General features: G+C 64.8%; 11 protein-coding genes. 6 read left to right on the forward strand and 5 right to left on the reverse strand.

The annotated features are described in order from the left end of the window. Positions 1 to 2 precede the first annotated feature (2 nt). The 3 genes from FW796_RS17235 to FW796_RS17245 all read right to left on the reverse strand — a co-directional run bounded on the left by FW796_RS17235 (position 3) and on the right by FW796_RS17245 (position 2,106). Entirely contained in the window at positions 3 to 545 is a 543-nt protein-coding gene (locus tag FW796_RS17235) for a TetR/AcrR family transcriptional regulator (RefSeq protein WP_446439640.1), read from the reverse strand. After that, positions 538 to 1,086, reverse strand: a complete 549-nt coding sequence (locus FW796_RS17240; RefSeq protein ID WP_346635382.1) for a dihydrofolate reductase family protein — start codon at positions 1,084 to 1,086, stop codon at positions 538 to 540. Before FW796_RS17240 ends, FW796_RS17235 begins: the two co-directional genes overlap by 8 nt. Before the next feature lie 114 nt (positions 1,087 to 1,200). Then, positions 1,201 to 2,106 (reverse strand): LysR family transcriptional regulator, encoded by a 906-nt coding sequence (locus tag FW796_RS17245; RefSeq protein ID WP_446439641.1) that lies wholly within the window; start codon positions 2,104 to 2,106, stop codon positions 1,201 to 1,203. Positions 2,107 to 2,198: 92 nt separating this feature from the next. On the opposite strand from FW796_RS17245, the gene FW796_RS17250 reads away from it, so the two are divergent. Next, positions 2,199 to 3,152, forward strand: coding sequence for an SDR family oxidoreductase (locus FW796_RS17250; protein ID WP_446439642.1), 954 nt, complete (start codon positions 2,199 to 2,201; stop codon positions 3,150 to 3,152). A 7-nt stretch (positions 3,153 to 3,159) separates the two neighbouring features. On the opposite strand, the gene FW796_RS17255 is transcribed toward FW796_RS17250, so the two are convergent. After that, positions 3,160 to 6,282 carry an autotransporter outer membrane beta-barrel domain-containing protein gene (locus FW796_RS17255; RefSeq protein ID WP_446439643.1) on the reverse strand — a complete coding sequence of 1,041 codons (3,123 nt, stop codon included), beginning with the start codon at positions 6,280 to 6,282 and terminating at the stop codon, positions 3,160 to 3,162. 143 nt (positions 6,283 to 6,425) lie between these two features. Here FW796_RS17255 and FW796_RS17260 point away from each other — a divergent pair, with 143 nt between their 5' ends. Genes FW796_RS17260 through FW796_RS17275 form a run of 4 tightly spaced genes read left to right on the forward strand, consistent with a single transcriptional unit; the run spans position 6,426 to position 14,394 of the window. Further along, positions 6,426 to 9,266, forward strand: coding sequence for an ATP-binding protein (locus FW796_RS17260; protein WP_446439644.1), 2,841 nt, complete (start codon positions 6,426 to 6,428; stop codon positions 9,264 to 9,266). Continuing rightward, the gene (locus FW796_RS17265; RefSeq protein WP_346635345.1) at positions 9,263 to 10,543 is read left to right on the forward strand and encodes an EAL domain-containing response regulator; all 1,281 of its coding nucleotides are present in this window, start codon (positions 9,263 to 9,265) and stop codon (positions 10,541 to 10,543) included. Before FW796_RS17260 ends, FW796_RS17265 begins: the two co-directional genes overlap by 4 nt. Positions 10,544 to 10,551: 8 nt before the next feature. Continuing rightward, positions 10,552 to 13,683, forward strand: coding sequence for an ATP-binding protein (locus tag FW796_RS17270; RefSeq protein WP_446439645.1), 3,132 nt, complete (start codon positions 10,552 to 10,554; stop codon positions 13,681 to 13,683). A gap of 57 nt (positions 13,684 to 13,740) precedes the next feature. Then, positions 13,741 to 14,394: a response regulator gene (locus tag FW796_RS17275; RefSeq protein ID WP_346635343.1), complete on the forward strand. Its 654-nt coding sequence runs from the start codon at positions 13,741 to 13,743 to the stop codon at positions 14,392 to 14,394. Between the two features lie 12 nt (positions 14,395 to 14,406). On the opposite strand, the gene FW796_RS17280 is transcribed toward FW796_RS17275, so the two are convergent. After that, entirely contained in the window at positions 14,407 to 14,895 is a 489-nt protein-coding gene (locus FW796_RS17280) for an Lrp/AsnC family transcriptional regulator (RefSeq protein WP_170004083.1), read from the reverse strand. 133 nt (positions 14,896 to 15,028) lie between these two features. On the opposite strand from FW796_RS17280, the gene FW796_RS17285 reads away from it, so the two are divergent. Continuing rightward, positions 15,029 to 16,057, forward strand: a complete 1,029-nt coding sequence (locus tag FW796_RS17285; RefSeq protein WP_346635342.1) for a histone deacetylase family protein — start codon at positions 15,029 to 15,031, stop codon at positions 16,055 to 16,057. Positions 16,058 to 16,082 lie beyond the last annotated feature (25 nt).

Raw genomic sequence — 16,082 nt, forward strand, 5'->3', positions numbered from 1 at the left:
GCTCAGCGCAGCAAGCGCCGCAACCCCGCCTCAAAAGCACCCTCAAGCCCCGGCGCGCCCTCCCCGGCCAGAGCCAGTGCCAGGGCGTGGCCGTGGGTGTAGTCCACCAGCAGGTCGAACAGCACCGGGTCATCGTCGAGTTGCCGTACGGCATCACGCAGGCGCTCACTGAAGGCAGCCAGGGCGCCATCGAACAGCTGCGGATCGCTGAGCACGCACAGGGTAAGGGCCGGATGGCGACGGACCCGCGCCATGTAATGGCCGAGCAACACCTGGACCCGTTGCAGCGCTGGCAGGTCCTCCTGCGGTTCCGGCAGTGGCACGCCGTGCACCCGCTCCACCAGCAGGCGCATCAGGTTGTGCTGGTCGCCCACGTGATAGGCCACCGACATCGGGGTGATCCCCAACTGTCGCGCCAGGGCCCGGCCGCCGAATCCCTCGGGGCCCAGTTCCTCCAGCAATCTCAGGCCGGCCTGCAGAACCTGATCGAGATTCAGCGAACGACCGGCAGCAGGACGACCGCTACGCTTGGCGCTTTCATTCATCGGGGCGGCTCCCCTCGACGCGATAGCAGGTGCTGACCAACCCATCGGGATACTGCCGCGAGGCGATACAGTGCAGTCGCAGGTCGCCTTCAAGCCCACCAAACAAGGGCCGCCCACTGCCGATCAGCACCGGCACCCGGGTCAGGGTCAGTTCCTGGATCAGCCCCGCCTGCAAAAAGGCCCGGATCACCGCACCGCCATCGATATAGGCCCGTGTCCAGCCTTCGCCCCGCAACTGCGCCACCAACTCCGCGGGCTGCGCGGCGCTGATGCGCAGCTTGTCCCGCAGGTGCTGCGGCACATCCTCAGCCGCAAGGCTGCGGCTCATGACCACCACCGGCTTGTGGAACGGCCAGGACTCGAAACCCAGAACGCTTTCATAGGTCCCGCGCCCCATGACGATGCCATCCACCGAGGCCATGAAAGCCGCGTAGCCATAGTCCTCGCCAGACTCGCCACTGGGCAGCCAGTCGATGGCACCATCGTTGCGAGCGATAAAACCGTCCACCGAAGTGGCGATGAAGACCTTGCCGAATGCCATAGCCATTGCCTTGAGAAAAAACATACGGCGTATGATAAATCACTTTGGGGAGTATCGGACAATCAATAGGCCGCTCGACGGGCGGCACGTCTTGCGCGCAACGCTGCCCTGCCCTCAGTCTGCCCCGGCGTAGGCCACCAACCCCTGCACCAGTGCGGCGAAGGTCACCGCGCAACGGGGGCTGTTGCGCAGGTCCTCATGCATCGCCACCCAGGTCTCCAGCCGCACCGAAAACTCCTGCGCCAGAACCCGTACCAGGCGCGGATCGGCGCTGGCCAGACGGACCTGGCACGCGCCAATGCCAAACCCCGCGCGCAACGCCGCCAGTTGCGCCAGATCGCTGTCGCTGCGCCAGGCGAAACGGGCGCGGGAGAGCAGCGGATACTGCTGTTGCAGACGGCGGATAAAGGCGGATTCCCGATCGAACCCGATCAAGGCATGCTGCTCCAGCTGCTCCAGGGAAGCCGGCGTGCCCTGGCTCGCCAGATAATCCCGATGGGCATGCAAGCCCACTTCGATGTCCGCCACCCGGCGGACCAACAGCGCCTCCTGGGTCGGGCGAAACATCCGTACCGCGATGTCCGCCTCCCGTTGCAACAAGTCATCCGCACGGTTGGACAGCACCAGTTCGATCACCAGTTGCGGATGCTGCTGACGCAAGGTGGCGAGAATCGGCGGCAACACCTCGACGCCGATGATTTCGCTGGCCGAGATGCGCACGCAGCCCTGCACGCCCGCGCCCTGGCTGCTGGCGACCCGGCGCAACGCCGCGTCTCCCGCCGCCACTTGCAACAGATAAGGCTTGAGCTCCAGAGCCGCTTCGGTGGCGGCATAGCCATCGAAGGAACGGATGAACAATTTCAGGCCCAAGGCCGACTCGAGTTGGTCGATATGCCGCCCGACCGTGGGCTGGGTCAGGCCCATGGCACGGCCGGCAGCAGAGAGTGAGCCGGTCTCCAGGACGGCGAGAAAGCTCCGGTACCAGTCCCAGTTGGGCGGATGGTCAGTCAGGGTATGCATTTATGTATAGAAACCATCAACAAGTGGGCAATTTCCATTTAGCCGAGGATTTCGCACCCTGCAAGCTCTCTTCAACAAAAAGGAAGCCTGTCATGCCACAAATAGCCCTGTTCGGCGCCGTCGGTGCCATCGGCCAAAGCATTGCCAGTGCCCTGCACAGCCAGGGGCAAGCCTATCGTGTGGTGGGCCGCAGCGAGGTCGGCCTGGCCCAGGCCTTCGGCGCCGCCCCACTGGCCGAACGCGTCACCTGGGACCCGGACGTGCCCGCGTCGATCGCCGCCGCAGCGGCCGGAATCGACACCCTGATCTATCTGGTAGGGGTCGACTACTGGCAGTTCGAACTGCACCCGCAACTGATGCGCAAGACCCTGGAAGGGGCGATCGCTGCCGGGGTGCGCAAGGTCCTGCTGATCGGCACTGTTTACCCCTACGGCATGGCCCAGACCCATCCGGTGCGCGAAGACCATCCGCGCCAGCCCAACAGCTTCAAGGGGCGCATGCGCAAGGCCCAGGAAGACCTGCTGTTGCAGGCCCATGCCAGTGGCCGTATCCAGGCGGCGGTACTGCGCCTGCCGGACTTCTACGGTCCCGGGGTCGACAAAAGCCTGCTGCACGGCGCCTTTCAGGCGGCGGTTAAGGGCGGCACCGCGAACCTGGTGGGGCCCCTGGATCGCCCCCACGAGTTCGTCTTCGTGCCGGATGTGGGCCCGGTGGTCTGCCGCTTGATCGACCAGCCCGACGCCTTCGGCAGGACCTGGCACCTGGCAGGCGCCGGGGTCACCAGCCAGCGCGACCTGCTGGCCCTGATCCGCCAGCACGGCGGCGCGCCCTTCAAGCAGCGGGTGATCGGCAAGCCCCTGCTGCGCCTGCTGGGGCTGTTCGATCCGCTGCTGCGGGAGATGGTGGAGATGCACTACCTGATCAGCTCGCCGCTGATCCTCGATGACTCGGCCCTGCAAGGCTTGATCGGGCCCATCGCCAAGACGTCCTATGCCGAAGGCGTGCGCCGGACCTTGCAGGCGGCGCACAACGCCCAACAGCCGTGAAGTCGCCTCAGAAGCTCAAGCGGTAACCGACATTGGCCGCCCAGGGCCGGTCGATGTTCGAACCTTCACTCGTCTCGACCTCGGCATACACCTGATGGTTGCGGGTCAGTTCCCCGGTGATTCCGGCACCGGCATACCAGCCGCCACCGCTGCCATCGGGACGGCTGCCGATGCCGTTGGTACGCACCTTGTTCTGCGCCGAAAGATCCTCGATCCAGCCGGCCTTGAGGTAGGGCTGCAGGCGCGTGCCATTGTCCAGCTGCAGGTTGCGGCCAACCCGGGCGCCGCTGCGGACCTGGGTCGACAAGCCATCACCGGGCTCCACTTGCAGTCCGTTGTCCAGGCGGTAGTTGTCCGAACGGGCGTAGAGCATGGAGACCTGCACCTGGGGCTCGACGAACCAGCGGTCGCCGAGATCGATCTGTTTGCCGGCCTCCACCGACAGCCCCGCGCCCTTGCTGCGCGCGTGCCCGGAGACCTTGGCGCCGTCGGTGCCCCACACGTCCAGGCGGGTGGACCAGCGGTTCAGAGTCAGCAAGGTATCGGTGTACCAGCCCGAATCATCCAGGTAGGTGGCGTAGCCGCCCAGGTGATAGCTGTCGAGCTTGCCGCTGCCTTCGCGCTTGAAGTCGCGGTCGGTCTGGCTGTATCCGGCGAGCGCACCCACCACGAGTTGACCGCCCTGAGTATCGATCCGCGTATCGATCCCCAGTTGAGTGCCTTGCACCTGCTGGGAAAAGTTGCGCCCCACGCCGTTATCCAGGGACTGCTGCTGACCGAAGCCGCGGACCCACACCCCCTGGCGCTGCGCGCCTTCACGCAGCTCGCCGACCCGCTGCACCAGCGTCGCCCGCTCGGCGTCCCAAGTGGCCCGCAAGCTGGCGATGGCGCTGCTGTTGATGGCCGCGCTGGCACCGGTGGACAGGTTGTCCGGCCCCGGCGTCGGCTGGCTGCGGCCCACATTGACCAGATTCCAGTTGCCCTGGGTATCGGCCCGCAGTCCATAACGGTAGGTCCCGGCGTCCACCATAGCGCCCTGGTTGGCCAGGCTGAACGAACCCGGGCCGCCGGCGCTCTGCACCAGGGTCAGGCGTTGCCCCTCGGCCCCGGGTTCGGACCCGGAGTTGCGGACCAGGATGCTGTTGTCGCCAGTCACCTGGCCACCGACGATCAGGCGGTCGCCCTGCTGCCGCCCCAGGTCGGTGTTCATGATGTAGTGGCCATCGCCCGTCAGGTCGCCGGTCACTTGCAATTGCTTGAAGGCCCCTGCCAGTCCCGGGTCGGCAAATTCCACCACCCCATGGTTGGCCAGGCGACTGAGCACCGAATCACCGCGCAAGGTCCAGGCGCTGCTGTCGTCCAGGGACAGTTGGGTGTCACGCCCGCCCCCCAGGATTGCCCCCTCCAGGCTGGAGTGATCGGCCAGGGACAGCTGCAGGCTGCCGCCGTCCACCCGCACGTCTCCCGACAGATGGGACCTGACCGCCTCCAGGTTCACCGCCTCCGCCAACACCCCACTGGTGCGGTCGGTGATCCACAACGCGGTGCCCGGCTGACCGCCGCTGCGGCCGGTCAGGGTGCTGTCGGTGAAGCGCGTGTTCAAGCCGCCACCGTTGACCAGAATGCCTGCTCCGTCCTGGGTCTGGATGTGGCTGGCGGTGACCTGAACCTCATTCACCACACCGGCGCTGGTGGCGTAACTGACAATGCCGTTGGCGTTGGCGCCGCCGGTGCTCAGGGTCGAACCCTGGAGCAGGGAGTTGGCGTTGTTGCTGATGGCCAGGCCATGGGCCTCTCCACCGGAGGTCAGCACATCGCTGTCGATCGACTGCACACTGGCGCCCCGGCCAGACGCGAACAGGCCATAGCCCAAGTCGCCGTGGGTGACGACGCGACTGTCGTTGAGGGTGATCTTGGCCCCCCCTATCCGCGCCAGGGCGCCCACCGCGCCACGGCCCGACGTCTCGATCAGGGCCCCGCGGACGTTGAACACCGCCCCCGGGCTGTTCGGGGTATCCGCTGATGCGTACAGGGCATGGGAACTGTTGCCCTGGGTGATGACGGCACCGCCGTCCATGGTGAACACACCGGCGCGGTTGTCGACGCCCACCGCCGCAGCCCCCTTGGTTTCCAGACGGGTGTCCTTGGCGTCCACCCGGGTGTTGCTCCCCGGCATCCAGATCGCCGTGCCGTAGTCACCCAGGGTGGTGATCTGCACGTTATCCAGATCGGCCGTGGCCAGGTCGGCATTGACGTTGATGCCGTTGCCATTTTGCGAGGTGATCTGACTGTCGCTCACCACCGCAGTGCCACCGGGCACCTGATAGAGCGAACTCAGGGTAATGCCATCGCCCTTGGCGTTGATGGTGCCGTTGCGAAAGGTCAAGGCGGCGCTGGTCACACCAATGCCACGGCCATTGCTGGACGTGACATCGACCCCATTGGCACTGATGGACGAGCCGACGCCTTCAGCGGACATCGCCCCGATGAAGCTTTGGGAGTCAACGCTGACCCGCTCCAGCTCGACGGACGCGCCGTCGGAGGCGCGCACAACGACGGCAGAACCGGTCGAGCTGTTGCTCAGGGCCATGTCCGCAGCCTTGATGCTGGAGCCCTTGCCACTGGCAGACAGCGCCTCGGCCTGGTTGCCGGCGGTGCTGATCGAGCCTCCGGACAACAGCGCCTGGCCGCCGGCGGTGACCGTCACGCCGCGACTCTGGTGACCGCTGGTGGTGATCTGCGCATTGTTCAACGTCAGGCTACTGCCGGCGCCGCTGACCACCGCGCCCGTGGCGAAATCGGAACCACCGGTGGTGATCTTCACATCCGACAAGCTGGCCTGGCCGCCGGCCTCCACTTGCACCCCTACCACCGAACTGCCGGAGCTGCCCGCCGTGACCTTGATCTGGTAGTCACTGCCCTGCAACTGGTTCTGCGCACCACTCACCCGTACCGCCGGGCCGCTGCCGGAATGCTCGACGTTGGCCCCGTCCAGGGTCAGGGATTGCCCACCAGGCGAGGACAGATCGATCGTGTCGTAGTCGGCCGCCACAGCGGACAGGGGGGAAAGTGTCATCAACGACAGCGCCGAACTGACCGCTACGCTTATCGTGTTCTTAACCAGAGTCATAAACTTTCAAGCCTTTGCGTTAAAACACAAGAGGCCCGCATGTTCGAGTCAAGAGACCAACTAACAAATAAGAATCTTCTTAAAGACCGGGCATTAAGAATATTCTGAAGAAGCCAAAAGATAGTTCTATTTACCATGGGCCGATGCACACACAAGCCCACTTGCCACCCGTAACCAGTCACTTTGCCGGGGCCCATATTCCGGTGGTACTGCTACGTCTGTTCATGTACAGCCTGCTGTCCTGCATCCTGATCATTGCGGGCTTTGTGGTGCACTGGTCACTGAATGAAACCCTCTCCAACTATCGACGGCAGATGAATGCCGCGGCATTTAACGCCCAGCAGTTCTTCAATCAGCGAGAGAGCCTGCTAAAGGCCATTTCCTCTTCAGCCGTAGGCACTAGCGAAGAACGCCTTACTTCAGACAGCAGGAACTTTCTCGCAAGTAATAACCAGTTACGCCTATTGCCACTGGGCAATAAGCCCCCGGCATCGAACTGGGCCCTGGTGCTCACTGCGCGTGATTTGGAGGAAGTCGACAGCACCCACAGCCGCCTGCTGTACCTGGCGCCGGAGCAGGACCTGATCCGCACCCTCTACGACCCAGCGGGCGCCCATGCCATCGAGTCGGTCCCCAGGGCCATCGACGACCCCTGGCTCAAGCACCTCGACCAGCGCGCCGCACAGAACCTGCTGTACCAGCACCCCGGGGCCCGAACCCTATGGTCCTGGGCCGCCAGCGGCCGGCAAAAACAGGTGTATCTGCTGCGCCCGGTGGACGAGCGCAACGCCGCCGATGGCTGGCTCGGCCTGGAGCTCAACGACATCGACCTGGCCCTCGATCCCCTGGGGCTGCACCAGGGTAAATACGTGCTCTATGACGCCGCCGGTGCGGTCGTGCTGCACAGCGCCGCCTGGCAGGTCCCCGAGAGCCTGTCGCAATTTCGGGCCGACGAAGACTCCTTCGGCCTGCACCGGTTGCGGGGGCTACCGGACTACATAGTGCTCAACAAGTCGGTGGGCAACGCTGGCTGGCGCCTGGTGTACTACGCACCGGTCAGCCAACTGCTGCAGGACACCTCGGGCCCTCTGTACAGCAGCGCATTGCTGACCCTGCTGCTGTTCGCGGCGATCTTCCTCGGGGCGCGCTACATCCGCCTGCGCCTGGTGGAGCCTGCGATACGCCACTACAGCGCCTTGAACGACAGCGTCTCGCTCAATCGCCGCTTTATCGAGGTGGCACCGGTGGGCCTGTGCCTGATGCGTCGGGACAACGGCCGGCTGATCCTTTCCAATGCGGCGGGCCGGTGCTGGCTGGCCTCGACGCCCGAATGGCGCGAGCGAATCCTCGACACACCCCATGATCAGGTGCAAACCATCGACCACGCCCTGGCGGACGGCAGGTTCATCCAGCTGACGTGCGCCCCTACCGGCTACAACGGCGTGGCGGCGGTGCTGTGCTGCATCAGTGACGTCACCAACTTCAAGCTGGCCGAACAGTCGCTGCTGCAGGCCAAAGGTCTGTCGGACCAGGCCAACCGCGAGAAGACCCTGTTTCTGAGCACCCTCAGCCACGAAATCCGCACCCCCATGTACGGCATCCTCGGCTCCCTGGAAATGCTCCGTACCACGGCCCTCAGTCCCGAGCAGAACGACTACCTGGAAGCCACCCAGCAAGCCTCCTCGGTGCTGATGCGAACCATCAACGACACCCTCGACATGTCGTTGATCGAGTCCGGGCGGCTGACCCTCAACTGCGCACCGTTCTCGGCGGTGCGACTGGTGGAAGAGGTCGCCTTCAGCTACTCGGCCAGGGCCCGCAGCAAGGGTCTGCGGCTGTATGTGACTCTGGACCCGGACACGCCGGAGCAGGTCATCGGCGACGGCGGACGCATTCGCCAGATCCTCAACAATCTGGTGAGCAATGCCATCAAGTTCACCGAATCCGGCCAGGTGGTCATGCGCTTGCACTGCGAACTGCCTCCGGGCCAGCCACCCAGGCTGCGCTTCCAGGTGACGGACACCGGACCGGGGATCGATCCGCAGTTTCAGGCCAGCCTGTTCGAACCCTACTATCGGGTGCCCGACTGGCTGGGCCAGAAAGCCTCTGGCACCGGGCTGGGCCTGGCCATCTGCGAACGGCTGGCGTTCATGATGCAAGGCCGGCTCGCAGCCATCAGCGAACCGGGGCTGGGCTCCAGTTTCAGTTTCAGCCTGGACCTGGAGCCGTGCGCCATCGTCAGCGAAGCCGAGGCGCCGCGCCTGGGGGTGATCCCGGTGTACGTGCACGGCGATGTGCGGGAGGTGACCCTCAACCTCTGCCAATGGTTGCGCCGCTGGGGCGCCCTGGCGCTGCCCTACTCCGCGGACCGCAACCCGCAGGCGCGCCAGGCGGTGCTGGTGGAGGCCTTCTTCGGCACCTGCCGGGCCATCAACTGGAGCGGCCCTCGGGTGATCATGCACGCCCCTGGCCTGGGCCCGCCGCAGCCTCAGGCCGGCGACAGCTGGGTGGCCCGCACCTTCAGCCTCGACAGCCTGCGCAACGCCGTGGCCCAGGCCCAGGCCGGGATTGTCAGCGAAGGTCGTTTTGCCTCACCCCAGGCCCTGGCCCCAAACCTGGACCTCAAACTGCTGGCGGTGGATGACAGCCCGCTGTCGCTGCAAGTGCTGTTCCAGCAGGGCCGCTACCTGGGCAACCGGGTGGTGGCCTGCAGCAGCGCCGTCGAAGCCCTGAAACGTGGCGACCTGCTGTCCTTCGATGGGGTCCTCACTGATTTGCAGATGGCACACATGGACGGTCTGTCGTTCGCTCGCACCCTGCGCAAACAGGGCTTTTGCGGCCCCATCATCGGCATTACCGGTGAACTCTCGCCCTTGCTGCGTGGCCGTTGCGAAGCCGCCGGGATCCGTCACCTGCTGATCAAGCCGGTGCCTCTGGACGCCCTTAGCGAAGTGCTTCAATCAATCAAGAGGAAAGTCACGTGAGCCTGCCCAAGCCGCTGCGAGTGCTGGTGCTGGACGATCATCCGCTCCACTGCCTGCAAGTCAGTCAACTGTTGCAGGAAGCCGGGTTCGGCCCCGTGGACACGGCCTTCGACGGGCGCCAGGCGCTGGCCATGCTGCACCGCCAGGTCTACGACCTGGTGCTGCTGGACCTGCACATGCCGGAAATGGATGGCGTGCAGTTCATCCATGCCCTGACCGGCGTTGAGCGGGTACCGATTCTGGCGATCGTGTCCTCCTGCTCCCGCCGACTGATGAACAGCGTCAGCCTGATGGCCAAGGAAAAGGGCCTGGCGGTGCTGGGCACCTTCTCCAAGCCCCTGCAAGCCAGGCATGTCGAGCAAATCAGCGCCATCATCGGGGCCGGCCAGGGCCCTGCCCTGCCACTGCCCCCGGAGCATGAGCCGGTGTTCGAACGCGAAGTCCTGGAACGGGCCATCGCCCGTCGTGAACTGCGCGCACGGTTCCAACCCCGGCGCGCCCTGGACAGTGGCCGGATCGTCGGCGCCGAAGCCCTGGTGCGTTGGCACAATCCGTCCTTCGGCCTGTTGATGCCCGATTCCTTCCTGGCCTCCATCAGCCGCTGCCGGCTGGATCACGCCCTGTTGTTGCTGATGCTCGACGACGCCATCCAGGCGCAACGGCACTGGCAGCGCCTGGGCCATCGCCTCACGGTCTCGGTGAACCTGCCCACCGGCCTGCTGGAAGACCCCGGCCTGCCGGACCAGTTGCAACGCATCACCCTGGCGGCCGGGCTGGCCACCCGCGATATCTGCTTCGAGTTGCTGGAAACCGAGCGGCCGTTGTCCCCCGGCCAGTACCACATGGGCGCAAGCCGCCTGCGCCTGAAAGGTTTCGGCCTGGCCCAGGACGACTTCGGCATGGGCTACAGTTCGATGTACGCGCTGATTTCCACGCCTTTTACCGAACTGAAGATCGATCGCCACTTTGTCCATGGCGCCGCAGCCGATGAGGCCCGGGCCGCAGCCCTGGTGGCGGCGGTGCAACTGGGCCGGCAGTTGGGCCTTGAAGTGGTCGCCGAAGGCGTAGAATCGGCCCGTGACCTGGAGTTTCTACGCTTGATTGGCTGCGACAGCGCCCAGGGTTACCTTATTTCCGCGGCATTGGAGCTGGACGCTTTTACACAACTGCTGGGATGCAGTGTCACACCGCCCTTTTCGCCACCCACCCGGCCTGTCTCTCCCAACCCATGCCAGATATCCCGCTACGACGCATCGCCCAAAACTTCCGACGGCTGAATGTCGTCATGTTCGTCATTCTGCCCTTGCTGCTGATCATGGGCGGCGCCCTGTTCTGGGGGGGCCAGCGGATCATCCGTCAGGAGCAGGAACGGATGGCCGTGGATTTCCAGTTGCTGACCCGCTACATGGGCGAGCAGCAAGCCCTGCTCCGGCGCCTGGCCGGAGAACCCATACTCGAAGACAACAATGCAACCCAAGGCTCACCGCAGGTTTTCCACCTCATGCACCAACAGCAGGCACTGGGCGCCACACTGTTCCAGGGCCGCCTGTCGTCGGTGGAAGTCCCGTTCACCCTGGTGTGCGAAGACATGACCCAGTGTCCCCTGGACAGCCCCCGGGCCGTTGGCCTGGGTCGCTACCTGGCGGATCTCTATTCGAGTTTCTGGGTGCGTTCGAGTTATCCGGCCTCGGCCCTGCTGCTGGTGGATGCCGGTGTCGGCAGCACCTATACCGTGCCCACCGTCGGCAGCAGCCAGCCGCGGCTGTCCGCCGCCCTGGCGATGGCCAGCATCAAGGCCATACGCACCAGCGCCACGGATCACAACGAGATCCGCTGGATTCACCTCAAGGACTTTCCGGAACAGATGCTGGCCTTTATCCCGCTGCACGGCCTGTCCCTGGGCAACGGCGTGGGCAAGACCTATGCTGCCACCCTCACCTACCGGGACCGCATCAACGTCTTTTCCCGACCACTGCAGCGCAACTTCTACGATGCCTTCTGGCTGCAAAGCCAGCACGACGGCCTGTTGCTGGGGGAGCTCCCGCCGCCCACGCAGCTGACCCGGGAGGTCAACCTGCGCAGCGACGGCCTGGTGTTCCGGATCAGTGACGAGAGTGCCATCTGGACCGGCTACTACCTGCTCACCTACAGGACCCTGTTCCTCGGGCATAGCTGGCCCTTGGTGGGCGTCTTGCTGCTGCTGTTGCTCAGCCCTCTGGCCGGCCGCAGCTACGCACGCTGGTACCAGCGCCGGGTAATAGTGCCGGCGCAACGGGCCCACACCGAGCTGGTGGAAAACGACCAATTCAGCCGCACCCTGCTGGAAACCACCCCGGTGGCCCTGTGCGTGCTCAGCCGCGAACACAGTCGGATCGTCTTCGCCAACAACCTGGCCTTGAAGTGGTTCGATACCCAGGTCGGGCAAAGCCTGCAGGACAGCGGGCTGGAACACGAACTGCTGGAGCGGATCACCCAGGCCCGGGGCCCGGGAGAAGTGGAGAACTATCAGAGCCACGACGGCCGCTCGTTCTACATCGCCTATGCGCCCACCCGCTACCGCAATCAGGAGGTCCTGATCTGTGCCTTCGCCGACCTCAGCGTCCGGGCCCAGATGGAGCAACAACTGACCCAGGCCAAGCAGGCCGCCGACAAGGCCAACGGTGCCAAGTCGGTGTTCCTCGCCACCATGAGCCATGAGATCCGCACACCGCTCTACGGTGTCCTCGGCTCACTGGAACTGATGGGGCTGACCGACCTGGACCGGGAGCAGCGCCAGTTGCTCGAACGCATCCAGGTGTCCTCGGCGCTCTTGCTGCAGATCATCAGCGACATCCTCGACATCACCCGGATCGAGTCCGGCCAGCTGTCCCTCGGCGATCAGCCCTTCGATCCCCGGGCGCTGGTGCAGCGCTGCACTGCGGCCTTTATCGACAGTGCCCGGAACAAGGGGCTGCTGCTGTTCTCCTGGGTCGACCCGACACTGCCCCAGGCCCTGCTCGGCGACCCCGGGCGGATCAGCCAGATCCTCACCAACCTGATCAGCAATGCGATCAAGTTCACCCATTCCGGGCAGGTGATCGTCCGCGCCCGGGCCGAACCCGGCAGTGACGGCCGGACACGGCTATCGCTGCAAGTGGCGGACACCGGCATCGGCATCGGCCAGGAGGAACAGCAGCAACTGTTCATCCCCTTCTACCAGATCGATACCCACTCCCACACCGTGCACGGCGCGGGCCTGGGCCTGTCGATCTGCGCCAAACTGGCCGCGCTGATGGGGAGCCGGATCCACCTCACCAGCGAACTGGGCCTGGGCAGCAGTTTCTCCCTGCAATTGGATCTGCCGGTGGCCAGCGAGCCCCTCGCCGAACGCCAGCCGGAGCTCAGCGGCGCCCGGGTCTATGTCCAGAGCCCCCACCATGAACTCAGCAGCAACCTGTGCCAATGGCTGGAAAAATGGGGCGCCCGAGCCAGCCCCCTGGAAGGCTCGAACCCCGCTCCCCAGGCCCCGGGCATTGTCCTGTGCCTACTGGACGACAGCCCCGACACGGCCCCGCAGCAGGCCAGCGGCTTGATCCGCATCGACCTGGGAGGCCATTACCAGGGCCCCGGCGCGAACCTTGCCCAAGCCTGTGATTTCAGTGCCATCGGCCGGCTGATCGAACGCAGCCTGGGGCGTCCCGCCGACACCCCCAGCGAGCAGGCCGAGGAACTCAGCGCCCTGCCGGCCCTGGGACTGAACGTGCTGGTGGCCGAGGACAACCCCATCAACCAGGCGACCCTGAGCCATCAACTGCAGCAACTGGGCTGCCGCAGCACCCTGGCCGCCGATGGCGCCGAAGCCCTGGACCTGTGGCGCGTGGGCGACTACGACCTGTTGCTGACCGACGTCAACATGCCGCGCATGAACGGTTACGAACTCACTTGCATCCTGCGGGCCTCAGGGGATGACCGCCCCATCATCGGCATCACCGCCAATGCCATGTGTGACGAGGAGACCCGGTGCCAGGCCGCCGGCATGGACGCCTGGCTGGTCAAGCCGGTGCCCTTGCAGACCCTGCGGGCCAGCCTGCTGCGGCTCACCCAGCTCGACCCGCAGGAAGACGATGCTTCGCCCTCCACCCTGCGCCAGCCCCCGGAACCTGCGAGCCTATCGAGCAACCTGCGACAGATATTCATCAGCACCATGGCGGTGGACCTCGAACAATTGCGCCAGGCCATCGACAGACAGGATTACCCACACATCTTCCACCTGCTGCATCGGATCCGCGGGTCCCTGGCGGTGACCGGCTACGACGCCTTGATTCAACAGCTGGAAGCCTTGGGACATAGCCTGCGACAAGCCGGTTTGACGCCCACCACGCGCGCGAATAGCCTGACGCTGCTGCACGCCTTGCAGGACATCAGCCAGCCCGACTGAGCTCTCGCTGCACTCGCATCTCTGCGCATTTCCTATAGAAAATGGATCGTGTCCACCATGAAAAAAATCCGAGTTGCCCTGGCCGACGATCATCCCCTGGTGCTCGCTGCCGTCAGCGACCTGTTGCACAAGACACCCAAGTACGAGGTGGTGGCCGCCGTCACCACCCCCAGCGCGCTGATCCAGCAACTCTCGGACGACCCGCGGATCGACGTGGTGATTACCGATTACTTCATGGAGGGCGACGAGAAGTTCGGCGACGGCATCCGTCTGGTGACCTACTTGATCCGCCACTTTCCACGGGTCCAGGTGCTGGTGTTGACCATGATGTCCAACCCGATGATCGTCGCGGCGCTGTACGACATCGGTGTGCGCTCGGTCCTGCTCAAGCGCCACGACATGAGCGAGCTGCTGTGCGCCTTGAAGAACGTCCGCCTGGGACGCATCCATTACCCGCCAAGCCTTGAACAGAACGAGCTTCTGAGCAGCCCGGTGCGCTCCATGGCCGACGGCTTGAGCAGCCTCACGCCCAAGGAATACGAGGTGCTGCGGCACTTCGTGCGGGGCGAATCGATGATGCAGATCGCCGCCAACCTCAAGCGCAGTGTCAAGACCGTCAGCGCACAGAAGATCTCGGCGATCCGCAAACTCAACCTGGACAGCGACCAGGCCCTGGTCGCGTTCTGCCTGGAGTCCGGAGAGTTCCAGTAACCCGGGTTCGATTCAACGGGCCGGTGCCGGGGCAATCGCCAGGCGGCTGGTGGCCTTGATCTCCCGCAGCGCCAGGCTCGACTGGATCGAGGCGATGCCCGGCTGGCGCCTGAGCACCTGCTCGACAAAATCGCTGTAGCTGTCCAGGTCCTGGGCCAGCACCTGCAACAGGTAGTCGGCGTCACCGGTGATCTTGTGGCAGGCCTGGACCTCGGGCAGACGCATGATCACCGCCTCGAAGTCATCCGGCGTCTGGTCGGAGTGGGTGGCAAAACGCACATGCACGAAGGCCATGATGTCCAGCCCCAGCAGGCGCCGGTCGAGGTTGGCCTGGTAATCCTTGATCACCCCTTCCTCTTCCATGCGTTTGCGTCGGCGCCAGCAGGGGGTGAGGCTCAGGGACAGGCGCTCACTGAGTTCGGCATTGGAAATGCTCGCGTCCTGCTGCAGCAGGGCGAGGATTGCCAGGTCGGTTTCGTCCAGGGACACCCTTCGAGTCATTTTTTTCACAATCAGCCTCCCAATGGAAAAATATTACCCAAAACTCTAATTCCATCAGAACAAAAAGCAAAGAAGTCGCAGGCATGCCGGAACAAACTGTTTGCACCGGACAACCACAATGGATGCGTTCAGCATGCTTACCGTCTTCAGCGAATCCCACCGCCTGCACCACGGCACCGAGTTGAAGGATGGGGTGCTCAAGCCCTCCTTCGAGCAACCCAGCCGGGCCGATACGGTCCGCGACCGGGTCAGGCACGTGGGGCTTGGCGACATCATCGTCCCCCGCAGTTTCGACCGCTCCTGCTACGTCGCCGCCCACAGCGAACGCTACGTGACCTTCCTGGAAAGCGCCTGGAGCGAATGGCACGCCACTGGCCGCAGCCACGACGCCCTGCCCCTGGTGTGGCCGGTACGCGACCTGGCCAACCAGCAGGTGCCGGAGTTCATCGACGGCAAGCTGGGCTTCTTCGCCATGGATGCCGGCTCGCCCATCACCGCCACCACCTGGAATGCCGTGCGCACCAGCGCCGATATCGCCCTCACCGGCCTGGCGCTGATCGACGAAGGCCACGACAGTGCCTTTGCCCTGTGCCGTCCGCCGGGCCATCACGCGGCCCGGGAATACATGGGGGGCTACTGCTACCTGAACAACGCCGCCATTGCCGCGCAACACGCCGTGACCCGGGGCGCGAAGCGCGTGGCGGTGCTGGACGTGGACTTCCACCACGGCAACGGCACCCAGAACATTTTCTACGAGCGTGATGACGTGCTGTTCGTCTCGCTGCACGGCGATCCGGCGGTGTCCTACCCCTATTACTCGGGGTTCGCCGCGGAGCGTGGGGCCGGGGCCGGCGAAGGCTGCAACCTGAACTTCCCCCTGCCCCGAGGCACCACCTGGCAGCGCTACCGGGAAGCACTGATCCAGGCCTGTGCCCGGCTTCGCGAGTTCTCCCCGGAGCTACTGGTGGTGTCCCTGGGCGTCGACACCTTCAAGGACGATCCCATCAGCCACTTCCTTCTGGAAAGCGAGGATTTCCTCGGCATGGGCCAGGTCATCGCCAGCGTGGGCGTACCCACCTTGTTCGTCATGGAGGGCGGCTACATGGTGGATGAGATCGGCATCAACGCGGTCAATGTGCTCCACGGCCATGCCAACCGCTAATGCGCCAGCGTCGCACCGCCCAGCA

Source organism: Pseudomonas sp. 910_21, from assembly GCF_052850735.1.

What these genes read in the sequence shown, in the direction of transcription:
- FW796_RS17235 (WP_446439640.1), bottom strand. Translation starts at nt 545, where the DNA reads ATGAATGAAAGCGCCAAGCGTAGCGGTCGTCCTGCTGCCGGTCGTTCG.
- FW796_RS17240 (WP_346635382.1), bottom strand. Translation starts at nt 1,086, where the DNA reads ATGGCATTCGGCAAGGTCTTCATCGCCACTTCGGTGGACGGTTTTATC.
- FW796_RS17245 (WP_446439641.1), bottom strand. Translation starts at nt 2,106, where the DNA reads ATGCATACCCTGACTGACCATCCGCCCAACTGGGACTGGTACCGGAGC.
- FW796_RS17250 (WP_446439642.1), top strand. Translation starts at nt 2,199, where the DNA reads ATGCCACAAATAGCCCTGTTCGGCGCCGTCGGTGCCATCGGCCAAAGC.
- FW796_RS17255 (WP_446439643.1), bottom strand. Translation starts at nt 6,282, where the DNA reads ATGACTCTGGTTAAGAACACGATAAGCGTAGCGGTCAGTTCGGCGCTG.
- FW796_RS17260 (WP_446439644.1), top strand. Translation starts at nt 6,426, where the DNA reads ATGCACACACAAGCCCACTTGCCACCCGTAACCAGTCACTTTGCCGGG.
- FW796_RS17270 (WP_446439645.1), top strand. Translation starts at nt 10,552, where the DNA reads ATGTTCGTCATTCTGCCCTTGCTGCTGATCATGGGCGGCGCCCTGTTC.
- FW796_RS17275 (WP_346635343.1), top strand. Translation starts at nt 13,741, where the DNA reads ATGAAAAAAATCCGAGTTGCCCTGGCCGACGATCATCCCCTGGTGCTC.
- FW796_RS17280 (WP_170004083.1), bottom strand. Translation starts at nt 14,895, where the DNA reads ATGACTCGAAGGGTGTCCCTGGACGAAACCGACCTGGCAATCCTCGCC.
- FW796_RS17285 (WP_346635342.1), top strand. Translation starts at nt 15,029, where the DNA reads ATGCTTACCGTCTTCAGCGAATCCCACCGCCTGCACCACGGCACCGAG.